The 13,724-nt window shown below is 35.7% G+C and carries 12 protein-coding genes; 1 reads left to right on the forward strand and 11 read right to left on the reverse strand.

Annotated features, from left to right (window positions below):
* The first annotated feature begins 9 nt into the window (after nt 1-9).
* On the forward strand, nt 10-2,358 hold the full coding sequence (locus CIG1485E_RS06785) for a tetratricopeptide repeat protein (RefSeq protein ID WP_038454858.1): 2,349 nt from the start codon (nt 10-12) through the stop codon (nt 2,356-2,358).
* Nucleotides 2,359-2,378: 20 nt separating this feature from the next.
* On the opposite strand, the gene CIG1485E_RS06790 is transcribed toward CIG1485E_RS06785, so the two are convergent.
* The 11 genes from CIG1485E_RS06790 to pglE form a co-directional block, all read right to left on the reverse strand.
* The gene (locus CIG1485E_RS06790; RefSeq protein ID WP_038454859.1) at nt 2,379-3,896 is read right to left on the reverse strand and encodes a 2-isopropylmalate synthase; all 1,518 of its coding nucleotides are present in this window, start codon (nt 3,894-3,896) and stop codon (nt 2,379-2,381) included.
* A gap of 154 nt (nt 3,897-4,050) precedes the next feature.
* Complete coding sequence (pssA, locus tag CIG1485E_RS06795; protein WP_038454860.1) at nt 4,051-4,788, reverse strand: CDP-diacylglycerol--serine O-phosphatidyltransferase; 738 nt, start codon at nt 4,786-4,788, stop codon at nt 4,051-4,053.
* A complete protein-coding gene (locus tag CIG1485E_RS06800) occupies nt 4,788-5,405 on the reverse strand; it encodes a phosphatidylserine decarboxylase (protein WP_038454861.1) in 618 nt (205 codons plus the stop codon). The genes pssA and CIG1485E_RS06800 overlap by 1 nt, the downstream gene beginning before the upstream one ends.
* A gap of 3 nt (nt 5,406-5,408) precedes the next feature.
* Nucleotides 5,409-7,337: an ATP-dependent zinc metalloprotease FtsH gene (ftsH, locus tag CIG1485E_RS06805; RefSeq protein ID WP_038454863.1), complete on the reverse strand. Its 1,929-nt coding sequence runs from the start codon at nt 7,335-7,337 to the stop codon at nt 5,409-5,411.
* Nucleotides 7,338-7,345: 8 nt separating this feature from the next.
* On the reverse strand, nt 7,346-8,155 hold the full coding sequence (locus CIG1485E_RS06810; protein ID WP_038454865.1) for a 50S ribosomal protein L11 methyltransferase: 810 nt from the start codon (nt 8,153-8,155) through the stop codon (nt 7,346-7,348).
* Nucleotides 8,155-8,520 (reverse strand): chemotaxis response regulator CheY, encoded by a 366-nt coding sequence (locus CIG1485E_RS06815; RefSeq protein ID WP_038454867.1) that lies wholly within the window; start codon nt 8,518-8,520, stop codon nt 8,155-8,157. Before CIG1485E_RS06815 ends, CIG1485E_RS06810 begins: the two co-directional genes overlap by 1 nt.
* 64 nt (nt 8,521-8,584) lie before the next feature.
* Nucleotides 8,585-9,295, reverse strand: a complete 711-nt coding sequence (gene hisA / locus CIG1485E_RS06820; protein ID WP_038454868.1) for a 1-(5-phosphoribosyl)-5-[(5-phosphoribosylamino)methylideneamino]imidazole-4-carboxamide isomerase — start codon at nt 9,293-9,295, stop codon at nt 8,585-8,587.
* Nucleotides 9,295-9,906 (reverse strand): imidazole glycerol phosphate synthase subunit HisH, encoded by a 612-nt coding sequence (hisH, locus tag CIG1485E_RS06825; protein WP_038454869.1) that lies wholly within the window; start codon nt 9,904-9,906, stop codon nt 9,295-9,297. The genes hisA and hisH overlap by 1 nt, the downstream gene beginning before the upstream one ends.
* Complete coding sequence (locus tag CIG1485E_RS06830; RefSeq protein WP_038454871.1) at nt 9,890-10,795, reverse strand: PDC sensor domain-containing protein; 906 nt, start codon at nt 10,793-10,795, stop codon at nt 9,890-9,892. The genes hisH and CIG1485E_RS06830 overlap by 17 nt, the downstream gene beginning before the upstream one ends.
* Nucleotide 10,796: 1 nt before the next feature.
* Nucleotides 10,797-12,584, reverse strand: coding sequence for a UDP-N-acetylglucosamine 4,6-dehydratase (configuration-retaining) (gene pglF / locus CIG1485E_RS06835; protein ID WP_081867149.1), 1,788 nt, complete (start codon nt 12,582-12,584; stop codon nt 10,797-10,799).
* Complete coding sequence (gene pglE / locus CIG1485E_RS06840; protein WP_038454875.1) at nt 12,578-13,672, reverse strand: UDP-N-acetylbacillosamine transaminase; 1,095 nt, start codon at nt 13,670-13,672, stop codon at nt 12,578-12,580. The genes pglF and pglE overlap by 7 nt, the downstream gene beginning before the upstream one ends.
* Nucleotides 13,673-13,724: the final 52 nt, after the last annotated feature.

The following is a 13,724-nucleotide window of genomic DNA, read 5'->3' on the forward strand; positions in this document are numbered from 1 at the left end:
GGCTAAAAAGTGGCAGACGTAGAGCAAACCAAAGATGATGAAGTAGTCATACTTCAAAAAGATGAAGAGCAAAAAGATGAAGGCATAATCCCTCTTGAAGAATTAGACAAAAAAGAGGAAGTGCAACCAGAAATCAAAGATGAAGAGAAGCCAAAAAGCAAGCTCATAATCTTTGGTGCAGCTGGGGCGTCTTTGCTTGTTTTTATAATCATCATCTTAATCTTTGCTCTAAGAAGCAGCGATAGTGAGCCTGAGATGCCAACTACCACGCCAACTGAGCCAAAACAGACAATAACTCAGAAATTTAATCCATCAAAAATAGACGACCTAATAAAAAAAGCAAATAGCCTTTATGAAAGTGGAAATAAATTTGAAGCACTAAAAATTTATGAAAATATAGCAATATATAATGAAGCCTTATCAAACTATAATCTTGGCGTATCGCAGATGAATCAAGGCAGATTTGAAGAGGCTATTGGATCATTTAAAAAAGCCATAGAAAATCAAGAAAATACTTCTGCTAGTGCTTTGAATGCTGCTATATCTGCACTTGAGCTTAAAAATGACAAGCTTTTTAAATATTATATAGACATCGCTGGAGCGTTTTTATCTCAAGAATCAGACTCGGTTTTATATGATCACTATAATGCACTTATAAATTTTTATAAAGGATATTATATTGAAGCTTTATATATTTTAGATAGTATGGGCGAAGGCAAATACTATGAAAACCAAAAAAACTATATAAAATCAAAAATTTTAAGCTACATATATCAAGATAAAGATGCCATAAAATCGCTTGAGCTCATAAATGGATACAATCCAAATTTGCCACTTGGACTTCTTTATGCAAGAACAGGACAATATGACGCCGCTCTAAAGCATTTAAACAAGGCGTTAGTCGATGAAAAAAATCAAAATTTGATAAAGCTTGCCATCTCTTTAGTCAATATCAAAATTGGCAATTTTGAATCGGCGGCTCTAAATTTAAAAAGCATAAACGACCAAAATCAAACATTTATCACAGCAACTTATCCTATCAAAGCTATTTTAAAACCAGATTTTTTCGATATAGATATAGCTCAAAAAAACTTTAGTATTAATACTTTTTTTGATACAAGAAATGTCTATGAAATGCTATTTTATTTTGCGCCTTATAAGGTTTTTGATGCTAAGCAGACGATTGATTATATAAGAAAAGGTGGAATTAGCGCATTTGTAGATGAAAACGCACAGGCTGATGAATACCTAAAAACAAGCAGCATCATATCAAAGGTAAATTTAAATATTTCAAAGACTATAGCAAAAGCTTTGAATTATGATTTAAGAGAAGCAAATAAGGAGTTTTTAGATATCATAAATATCTACTCAGGGCACTCTATCTTACACTACAATCTAGCTCTTACTTACGCTCAGCTTGGCAACTTCGCGCAAGCCTATAAGCACTTTATCACAAGCTATCACTTAGATCCAAGCAACTATCTTAGTGGAGTTTTTGCCATCACGACTTCGAGCATGATAGGAAAAACAAATGCCAAACTCATAGAAGAGGTCTTAGAAAATCTAAATCAAGATGGAAATATAGAGCCAAATAATATATATGAAGCCATTATTCAGCTAGTTCTTGGCAACGAAAATGCCCTTCTTAGATGGCTTGAAAATGATAAAAGCGAACAAGTTTTAGACCTTTCATTTGCCTCAATAATAGCCCATATATCTGGTCTAAACCAAATAGCCATACAAAAAACTGAGAAACTAAAAGAGATTTTGCCTAATGATATCATTACAAATATATTATATTTTACAACTAGATTTACTGGAAATAATATAAAAGAATATGCAAAAAATGTTCAATACAACTATTTTAGCAATAATCTAAATTCAAAATCATTTTACGGTGGGCCAAATATAGTAAGAGTTCAATATATAAAACTTCTTCAAATAGCAGGACTTTTGGACGTGCAAAGAGATAAGATAAAAGCTGATTTGGACAATGCTTCGAGTGATTATCAAAATATCATGCAAACATTAGCATATATAGATCTATTTACCAGAAATTATGAAGAATCCTATACAATTTACAATGAGCTGATAAACAAATATGAGATGAATGACGCAAATACTCTATTTTTAGCAAGCGTGGCTAGCATAGGAGCAAACCACCCAGAAAGTGCCATAGGATACATCAGACTGTCAAAAATAATAGATCCGACTTCGGTAGAAAATATCATAGCACTTGCTTTGCTCTATCAAGAGGTCGGAAATATCGATGCCGCAGTCGGTCAGTATAATATACTAAAAGACAACGGCTATCAAAGTAAGTTTTTTACCTTTAAGCTTTTAGATCCAGAGCTTTGAATCAAGCTCTGGCAACTTAGCTATTTATTTTTCATAGATAAATAGCTGTTTAGTGCGCCTATATATGCTTTAGCGCTAGCTAGCATTGTATCGATATCAAGTCCATGCCCTATAGTCGGCACTGAGTTTTCAAATGCTACTTTAACTGTTACTTTTGCAAGTGCGTCTTTACCTTGAGAAACTGCACCTACTTTATAATCTTTTAGTTCGCCATTCACTCCACTTATTCTATCAATAACCTTAAATATCGCATCTGCTGTGCCATTTCCTAAAGCCGCGTCTTGTATGATTTCATCTTCAAATTTAATACTTATGGCTGCACTTGCGTGACCTGCATTGCATGAGCTTGTGCTTAGCTTTTCTATATCATAAATTTGAGGGACTTTTGTGATTTCGCTACTTACAAGCGCTCTTATATCATCATCAAAAATCTCTTTTTTCTTATCGCATAGATCTTTAAATTTAATAAATGCGTCATTTAGTTCATCATTGTCAAGATCAAAGCCTAAATTTATAAGCTTGTCTTTGAAAGCGTGACGACCACTGTGTTTGCCAAGAACCAAACTATTTTTTTCAGCTCCGATATCTTCAGCTTTGATGATTTCATAAGTTTGAGCGCATTTTAAGACGCCATCTTGGTGAATGCCGCTTTCATGGGCAAAAGCATTTTTGCCTACTATTGCCTTGTTTGGTTGTGGCTCAATGCCTGTGATACTAGCCACCAAACGGCTTGTAGCGTAAATCTCTTTTGTCACAATATCAGTATAAAGTGGTGCAAATACATCATTTCTGGTTCTTATAGCCATGACTATCTCTTCAAGAGCGGCGTTTCCAGCTCTTTCCCCTAGTCCGTTTATCGTACATTCCACCTGTCTTGCACCAGCTTGGACGCTAGCTAGAGTATTAGCCACAGCAAGACCCAAATCATTGTGATTATGCACTGAAATAATAGCGCGATCACCAATAAAATCTACCATTTCTTTTATCATCACAGCTATTTCATTTGGAAGTCTAAAGCCCACGGTATCTGGCAAATTTAGCGTCCTTGCTCCAGCTTCAACCACAGCAGCGCAAATTTCTTTTAAAAATACTATATCGCTTCTTCCAGCATCTTCACAGCTAAACTCAACATCATCAACAAAAGTTTTAGCATAGCTAACTGCTTCAACTGCTTTTTTGATTACTTGATCTGGAGTCATTTTAAGTTTATGCTCCATGTGTATTGGGCTTGTCGCTATAAAAGTATGAATTCTTTTATTTTTTGCTGGAGCTATCGCTTCGCCAGCTGCTTTTATGTCGTTTTGCAAAGCTCTTGCAAGACTCGCAACTCTTATATTGCTAACTTGTTTTGCTATTTGATTTATCGCATCAAAATCGCCACTACTAGCAGCAGCAAATCCAGCCTCCATCACATCTACGCCAAGACGCTCAAGCTGAAGTGCGATTTGAATTTTTTCTTCTGTATTCATAGAAGCGCCAGGGCTTTGTTCGCCATCTCTTAATGTTGTATCAAATACTATTATTTTATTCTTATCCATTTTATTTTCCTATTAAAGTTTGTAAATTTATTGCATTATAGCAAAGACTGGTTTATTATTAGATTAAATTTAGTTATTAATAATTATTATCGCAGCAGATTAAGGAGAGAGAGTTTATAGATAAATATATAAATTTTATTTGAAATACGCGTCGTCATTCGTTCTCCTTGTTGATAAATTTGATATTTTTAGCAAAGCAAATTGCCCAAACGGCTCTTATTATACCATAAATTACATAAAGCGTGATAAGAGCGGTTGCACTTTCTAGTGGATACAAATATAGCATAGAAAATACTAAAACTAGCATCACAAGAGCTTTTATATAATTTGCCCTTTTGAAATCGACCTTTTTAAAGCTAGGATAGCGGACATTTGATACCATAAGTACCGAAAGTCCACCCACTATAAAGATAAAAATCCACTCAAAACCATGCATAAAATCATAACTTGTATAAATCCCAACCCAAAATGCACACACTATCGCCGCACTTGGTATAGGAAGCCCGATAAATACATTTGGCTCATAAGTTCCAGTCATTACATTAAACCTTGCAAGCCTTATAGCGCCAAACACCACAAAAACAGCTGCAAGAAGCGAGCCAAAGCGACCAAAATAATGACCTATACTAAAATAAAAAAGCATAGCAGGAGCCACGCCAAAAGCCACTAAATCAGCCAAGCTATCAAACTCAACACCAAATTTAGAAGTAGTTTTAGTGAGCCTTGCTACTCTGCCATCAAGCCCATCAAGGACAAGAGAAAGCACAATATATATGATAGCTTTGCCATACTGTCCATTCACAGATGCAATGATACTAATAACTCCTAAAAACGCACTTCCAGCTGTAAATAAATTTGGTAATATATATATTAATTTTGGCTTATTTTCCACTATTTATCTCCTAAAAATCCGATAAGTTCAGTAGCTTTTATACTATTTCCAACAGAAACATTCAGCCTTGTATCGGTTGGCAAAAATAGACTAACTCTACCAGATACGATAAAACCAAATCTCCTACCGGCCTTTAGCTCTTTTATATTTTCAAAATGAACTTTTCTTCCAAAGCCCAAATTTACTCTCACTATGACTTCTTTGCCAGATATATCACAAACCAAAGCCATTCTCGAATTAATAAGGTTTTTATTCACATCATTAGATAGTAAATTTAGACCATCTTTTGCTCTAATCTCTTTGATTTTCAAATTTGCAATAGATCTTAAAACTCCTGAGTCAAAAAGACTATTTTTTATCATAATCTCTGTATATTCTTTGGAGTTATATATACTTTTTTTGATATATTCTATCTTGCCATCTACCGGAGAAAGCACGGCATTTTCATCATCGATAGCCGGAAGTCTTTCTGGATTTCTATATATAAAAATAGAAAGTAAAAGTAAAAATCCAAAAAGATATTCGCAAACACCAAATAAAAGTGATAAGATAAATAATCCTGCAAATATTGCAACTTTTGAATATCCGTATTTGCTTATCACTTTTAAATTATCCATTTGCTATTCCTTATTTTTTGCTTCTAATATATCACTATTTTCGTCTTTTTCATCTATTAGTCTACTTTGTAGGCCGTTTTCTTCTTCATACTCTTTTATGATTTGACGAACTTTCGCACCCTCTATAGTTTCTTCTTCGTAAAGCGCTTCAACCATTTTTTCTATAGCCCCTTTGTATAGCTCAAGCGTAGCTACCACACTCTCAAATCTCTCTTGTAAGAAATTTTTAACATATTCATCAAGCTTGTGAGCCATATCGTCGCTATAATCTTTTATGCTTTGACCGCCATTTAAGAACATATTTCTTTGTTTTTCAAGCACCATAAGTCCAGCTACATCTGTCATACCATACATAGATATCATAGCTTTTATAATATCTGTTGCACGCTCTAAGTCATTGCTAGCTCCTGTGCTTATCTCTTTTATAAACACATGTTCAGCAGCGCGACCCCCCAAAAGCACATCAACTTTAGCTATAAGCTCATGCTTTTGCATAAGAAATTTATTCTCTTCTGGTGTGTTTAGAGTATATCCAAGTGCAGCGATACCTCTTGGGATAACTGAAACTTTTGTGACCTTATCTGCACCTTTGGTGGTTTCTGCTATAAGAGCGTGTCCACACTCATGGTATGTGACTATTTTCTTTTCTTTTGGATTTATGCGACGAGATTTTTTCTCAAGTCCTGCGATAGCTCTCTCAACTGCTTCGACTAAATCTTGTTGTTCGATGTTGCTTTTGCTAGCACGACCTGCTAAAAGTGCCGCTTCGTTTATGATATTTGCAAGGTCAGCTCCAGCAAGTCCAGCTGTCAAGCGACCTATCTCATCCATGTCTACATTTTTAGCTAGTTTTACCTCTTTGCTATGGACATTTAGTATCTCAACCCTGCCTTTGAAATCTGGTTTATCAACTAAAACTTGTCTATCAAAACGACCCGGTCTTAAAAGTGCTGCGTCCAAAACCTCAGGTCTATTTGTAGCTGCTAAGACTATAACTGGACTTTTGTCGCTATCAAATCCATCCATTTCAGCTAGAAGTTGATTTAGAGTTTGCTCTCTTTCATCATTTCCACCCATCATAGCTCCAGCAGATCTGCTTTTACCAATGGCGTCAATTTCATCTATAAATACAATAGCTGGGGCTTCTTTTTTAGCATTTTCAAACAAATCCCTTACGCGGCTTGCTCCAACGCCCACAAACATCTCTATAAAGCTCGATCCTGAAACTGAGAAAAACGGCACATCAGCTTCGCCTGCTACTGCTTTAGCAAGAAGTGTTTTACCAGTGCCTGGAGGTCCTACAAGTAAAACGCCTTTTGGTATTTTGGCTCCAAGTCTTATATAACGCTCTGGATTTTTAAGGAAATCCACTATCTCTTTAACCTCTTCTTTAGCCTCTTCTACGCCAGCTACATCGCCAAATTTGACCTTTGGTCTTTCGCTATTTACTAACTTTTTGCTACTTCCCATTCCAAGAATGCCACCACCCATATTTTTTTGCATTCTGCTAGCAAGAAACATCCAAATTCCAAAAAATATAAATATAGGTATCACCCAAGAAAATAACATATCACTTAGCCAGTTTGTTTCGCTATATGCTTCGTATTTCACGCCTTCACTCTCAAGCAATGGAACTAGTGTTTGATCATTTACCTTTTTAGTTATAAACGAGCCACCATTCCCGCTTGCTTTGATAGTTGTTTGTCCGATTGCGACTTGATTTATCTGTTTGCTTTTGATAAGTTCTTTTAGTTCAGAGTAAGTTATTGTCTTAGAAGCTGTGTTTGAGCCAAATTCACTCATGCCATCAGGCGCAAAACTTCTAAATACAAGAACCATTATTATAGCAAATGCAGCAAATACTAAAATAGGATTTTTATTGAAAAAATTTCCATTATTATTTTGCTGATTTTTGTTGTCGTTATTTTCCATCTTTTTCCTTATTTTTTAAATATAAAGCTTTCCCACTCGTTTAGAGTGATATTTTCTACAAGCGTAAGATCTTTGAATGTATCTAAAATCCTATCTTTGTATTTTGTTAGAATACCAGACAAAATTAAATAACCATTATCATTTATGGAATTTTTCAGATCTTTGCTTAAAAGAAATATAACATCAGCTATAATATTTGCAACAACAATATCGTATTTTTTATCAGCATCTGTGATAGAACCAGTCCAAATTTGGTTAAATTTAACGCCGTTTTTTTGAGCATTTTCTTGTGAGCTAAGCACTGCAAGCTCATCGGTATCACAAGCGTCCACGCTTACTCCAAGCTTCGCAAGAGCTATGCTTAAAATGCCACTTCCACATCCCACATCAACAGCTGATAAATTTTGGTTTGTAGATATGAATTTACTTATCAAATTTAAGCAAGAATTTGTGCTTTCGTGATGACCTGATCCAAAAGCAAGTGCTGGATCTATGATGATATCTATAAGCCCATTTTTAGGCTCTTCCCAGCTTGGTCTTATGTAAAATTTACCTACTTCAAGAGGCTTTATGCCTTTTTTATACTCATTAATCCAGTCTATGTTGTCTTTTTGGACTATGTTTGTAGATATATCAAATTTAGCCTTTTTAGCAAACTCTTCTAAGCCCCATTTGATATCTTCAAGCTCATCTTCATCTCTAATTATAAAGCCATCAGGCAACTCTTCTACGCATGTTACGCCAAGTTCAAAGGCAAAATCTTTTAGGATTTCATAATGCGAACTTTGAACTTTTAATTCAAAAAATTTTTCTTTCATTAACTAAGTACGTCTTCAAGTTTTTCTTTTAAAACTTGTGGGGTGAATGGTTTTACGATATAGTTATTCACACCAGCTTTCAAAGCCGTTATAACCTCTGCTTTACCACCTTCAGTAGTTACCATAATGATTGGCATATCTTCATATTTTGACTCTGCTCTGACCTTTTTGACAAGTTCTAGTCCGTTCATTTCAGGCATATTCCAATCAGTAATCAAAACGCTAATATCAGGATTTTGTTGCAAAATATCCCAAGCCTCAAGTCCATGCTCGGCTTCTAAGATATCTTTATGTCCAAGTCTTTGAAGTGTATTTTTTATAATTCTTCTCATAGTAGAGCTATCATCAACAACGAGTAACTTCACTAACGATCCTTTCGTAAATTTGAGCTATTTTATCAGAATTTAGTTTTAAAAAAACTTTAATCATCTATAAAGCGATTTTAAAAGCCTCTTTTAAGTCGATTTTGCCTTCATAATACGCCTTGCCAACGATAGCCCCAGCTATACTTTTGTTAGCTTTTAAGCTAATTATGTCTTCTATGCCTTTTACGCCGCCACTTGCTATGGTATCAACTCCACTTGCATTTGCGATGCAAGCTGTGAAATCCACATTTACTCCACTTAGCATTCCATCTTTGCTAATATCAGTAGCTATAATGGCATCTACGCCAGCGTCTGCGTACAATTTGGCAAGATCGGTTGCTCTTACTTTGCTTACCTCAGCCCAGCCTTCAACTGCTACAAAGCCATTGTTTGCGTCTATTCCGACTGCTACTTTGTATTTTTTGGCTACTAGTTTTACAAAATCTGGATTTTTCAGAGCAATTGAGCCTAAAATAACTCTGTAAATACCTAAATTTAGATAGTCTTGTATCCTTTTTTCATCTCTTATACCGCCACCAATTTCTATTTTCAAATTTGTCTGACTGGCGATTTTTTCTATTATTTTAGCATTTACTGGCTCACCTGCAAACGCACCATCGAGGTCTACTATATGAAGCCAGCTTGCCCCCATATCTTCAAACTCTTTTGCAAGCTCCCAAGGCCTGTCTGAGTAGATTTTTGCACTATCCATAAGCCCTTTTGTAAGTCTTACGGCCTTGCCTTCTTTTAGATCAATTGCAGGTAAAATATCCATTATAACTCCGTGAAATTTTTTATAATCTTTAGCCCATTTTCGTGTGATTTTTCTGGGTGTGGCTGGAAACCATAAACATTGTCTTTGTAAATCGCACTTACAAACTTATAGCCGTAATTTGTAGTGGCTAAGACCTGATTTGCAGGACAAATTGCGTGGTATGAATGCACGAAATACAAATACGCTTGTTTGTTTAAACCTTTATTTACCTTGGTTTGAGCTTTGAAATCACATACATTCCAGCCCATATGAGGGACTTTTAGATATTTATCAAATTTAGCTTCGTCAAATTTAACCACGCTGCCTTCCATAACTCCAAGCCCGTCATGTTCACCAAACTCAAATCCCTTTTCAAATAAAAGCTGCATTCCAAGACAAATCCCTAAAAACGGCTTTCCTGTTTTGATAAACTCAAGTATGGCACTATCTAAATTTGAGCTTTTAAGCTTATTCATCGCGTCCCCAAAAGCCCCAACTCCAGGAAGCAAAAGCTTGTCATAATTTTTAAGCTCATTTGCGTCGCTTACTAGTTCGCTTTTTGCCCCCACGTAGCTAAAAGCATTGATAACGCTTCTGATATTTCCAGCACCATAATCAATTATCCCTATCAAATTTACTCCTTTTTGACGACCATAAATACACGCTAAGCGAAATCATCAAAAGAGCAACTCCTCCGATGAGATAGATCGCGTATATTATTTCACTTGGATTTGTGATAGCGAATTTAAACACAAGCATTAACGCTTCAATAGCTAGAGCTATAATGATACTACCGACGAACCTAACCATAGTCCTACTAACGCCGTCGTTTGAATGATGAGATTTACCCAAAACCTCAGCTTCAAAAATCGCCTTTACAAGATCAAAAATCGCCAAAGCCAGAGTCAAAACTATGGTCGATTCAAAAACTTCGCTAATATTTATATCATGAAAACTTTTTAAAACAAAACTCTTAACGCCATGTATAAAAAGCACGATTGCCACAACAAACAAAGCCAAAGAAAAAAGCGAATAAATAGCCTTTGTAAATTTACCAAACAGACTATCTACTGAGCTTGGGCTTACTAGTTTGAGAATGGATTCTAGGCTGATATCCATACAAACAACGTACAAAAGCTCATCATTATCATTGTAAACTGGCATTGCAGCAGTCACGCACAAGCTGTTTGTGAGACTTGAAGGATATGGATCAGTTAGGACGCACCTTTTTTCTCTAACTGCTCTGTAATAATAAGCCTTATTGCTTCTATTTACGTCTTTTCCGATCAAATTTTTAGTATCAAGGCTGATATTATTTTCTACTTGGATACCATTTTTATCAAGTATATAAAATGCCTCAAAGCCCTCTACTTCGTGCGCTATCTTGTCAAAACCCTCTTTTATCAAAGAGGTATTTACTCCAGGGAGTTTATTTGGTATATTTCTATTAAAAAGATAGCACAAATATGCTCTAGCTTTGTAGCGAATATCGCTAAATTCTTGTATCTCTTGTATAAGCATTTTACTCCTTGTTTAGTGCGTGATTAAACTCTGGAACTATTAGTTTGAGCTTTTCTTCTATGCTTTTTTCATCGCTAGTACCTGCTAAATTTGCTATTTGGGATTTTAATAAATCTAGATCATAGCTTCCTGATTTAGTCACAAATATACTTTCAAATTTAGTAGCGACATCGTTTTCATCTATCAAAAGCTCTTCATATAGCTTTTCGCCTGGCCTAAGTCCGACAAATTTAATACCAAGCTCCTCTTTGCCACTTAGCTTTAGCATTCTTGCTGCAAGGTCGGCTATCTTAACTGGTTCGCCCATATTTAAGACAAAAAGCTCTCCACCCTCAGCGATACTTGCTGCTTGAAGCACAAGCTGACAGGCCTCACTAACAAGCATAAAATATCTTGTGATATCTGGATGAGTTACGCTTAGAGGCTCATTTGCGGCTATTTGGGCTTTAAATTTAGGTATAACGCTACCGCTACTGCCAAGAACATTGCCAAATCTCACCGCTACAATCTCTGTTTTTCCAGTTTCGTTTGAGTTTAGCGAATAAAGCTCACAAACCCTTTTTGTAGTTCCCATGATGTTTGTAGGGCGAACTGCTTTATCTGTGGAGATGAGAACGACTCTTTTGACGCCATATTTTTTAGACAGATCTATAACGTTTTTTGTGCCAAAGATATTGTTTTGCACCGCGCTTATAGGATTAAACTCACAAAGTGGAACATGCTTATAAGCAGCTGCGTGTATGACAATTTCTGGCCTAAATTTAGCAAAAATATCGTCAAATTCTTTTGTGTGAGTTATGTTTAGCATAACAAGATGATTTCTAGGATCGCTTTTGGTGGCTTCATTGATTTGATAAAGGTTGTATTCGCTATGCTCCACCATAATAAGGCTTTTACAGCCAAATTTCAAGCACTGCTTACATATCTCACTTCCTATAGTTCCGCCAGCTCCAGTGACCATCACGACCTTGCCACCGATGAAGTTCTCAACCACCTTGCTATCAAGGTCTTTTGGTTTTCTAGCTAGAAGATCTTCGATGCTAATATCGGCGATTCCTTCTTTTTTACCATCGAGCAAAGAGAAAATTTTGATATCTTTAAATCCGATTTCATCAAGCTCATCATAAAGCTCTTTTAGCTCATTTGGAGCGAGTTTTAGAGCTATTATGGCTGTTTTCACGCCATCAGTGATGTAGTGCTTTAGCTCACTTTTATCACCGACTAAATATCCATCACAATACGTCCCAACTACATCTTTTCTTCCATCTACGATGCCACTTACATAATAATCAGCGTAGCCGCTTTTAAGCCCCTTTAAAACTTGCAAAGTCTTGCTTGTGCTTCCGATTATCACACAAGGCTCACCGCCTTTGTCTTTTTTAAAATCCAAAAATACGCGTTTTAAAATCCTAAGAGAGCCAACCATAAGAGCCGAAATAATAGCATCTATGATAATTACGCTTCTTGGAAATGGATTAAAAAAATCTTCGTAAAAACTAAATAAAGCAAAAAACAGCAAAGCAGAAACAGTTGTCACAGAAAATATTTTTCTAGCTTCATTTAGCCCAAAAAATCTCCAAGGAACCTTATATAGCCTAAATAACCACATCAAAAATATTTTAAGTGATACCAATACAATACCGCTATAAATCATTCCATCAACAAAAATATCTGGAATTTCACCGCTAAATCTAAGTAAAAATGCAAAGTATATGCTAAGCGAAAAAAGAACAATATCGCAAGTTAAAAAAAATGCAGTTCTTCTACTTTTAGTGGCTCTTATCACAATGCTTGCCTTACTATATTTGCTACCCTTTCTATGGTTTGCTCGCTCATATCACATCCACTTGGCAGACAAATTCCCCTACTAAAATAATCCTCACTAGTGCCATCTGTGAAATTTAAACTACCATTAAAAATTGGTTGCATATGCATAGGTTTCCACAAAGGTCTACTTTCTATATCATTTTTATTTAGAGCTTCAATCACTCTTATGTGAGCGTTTTTTTCTTTAAATAGCAAGGTTGTAAGCCAGCGATTTCCTTTTGAGCCAGATATTTCAGGCATAAACTCGCCAATATCACCCAAAAGCTCATTATAGATATCAAATATCTCTCTTTTTCTTTTTATTCTATCGTTTAAAACTTCCATTTGACCTACGCCAATAGCACCCAAAACATTGCTTAAACGGTAGTTATATCCATAGTCTAAATGCTCATAGTGAAGCAGTGGCTCTCTTGCTTGAGTGCTGTAATACCTTGCTTTAGAAGAGAGCTCTTTATCATCGCTTACTAGCATTCCGCCACCACTAGTTGTGATGATTTTATTTCCATTGAAACTATAAACGCCAATATCGCCAAACGTACCAAGTGCTTTATCTTCGTAAAATCCACCAAGTGCTTCGGCTGCGTCTTCGATGACTTTTATATCTTCATTTTTACAGATTTCCATTATCTCTTTTATCTTTGCAGCTTGTCCGTAAAGATGAGTTACGACCACCGCTTTTGGCTTTTTTGGTGAGTTTTTGATAGCTTTTTTTAGAAGCTCTGGGCTTAGATTCCAGCTTTCATCAGAGTCGATAAAAACAGGAACGCATCTTTCATAAAGTATAGGATTTACACTCGCTGCGAATGTAAATGATGAGGCTAAAACCAAATCGCCGTCTTTTATATCAAGCACTCTTAAAGCAAGGTGGAGTCCAGCTGTGCCTGAGTTTAGCGCAAGGGCTGATTTTGCTTTAGTAAAATCTTTTATACTATCTTCAAATTTATTTACATATTCTCCAAGTGGGGCTATATAATTGCTCTCAAATACCTTTTTAACATACTTCTCTTCATTGCCACCCATAAAAGGAGGACTTAAAAAAACACGTGCCATAACGCATCCTTAAAATAATTTTGGGTATTTTATCAAAGCTTGTATAAACTAA

Source organism: Campylobacter iguaniorum (assembly GCF_000736415.1).
Taxonomy (GTDB): Bacteria; Campylobacterota; Campylobacteria; order Campylobacterales; family Campylobacteraceae; genus Campylobacter; species Campylobacter iguaniorum.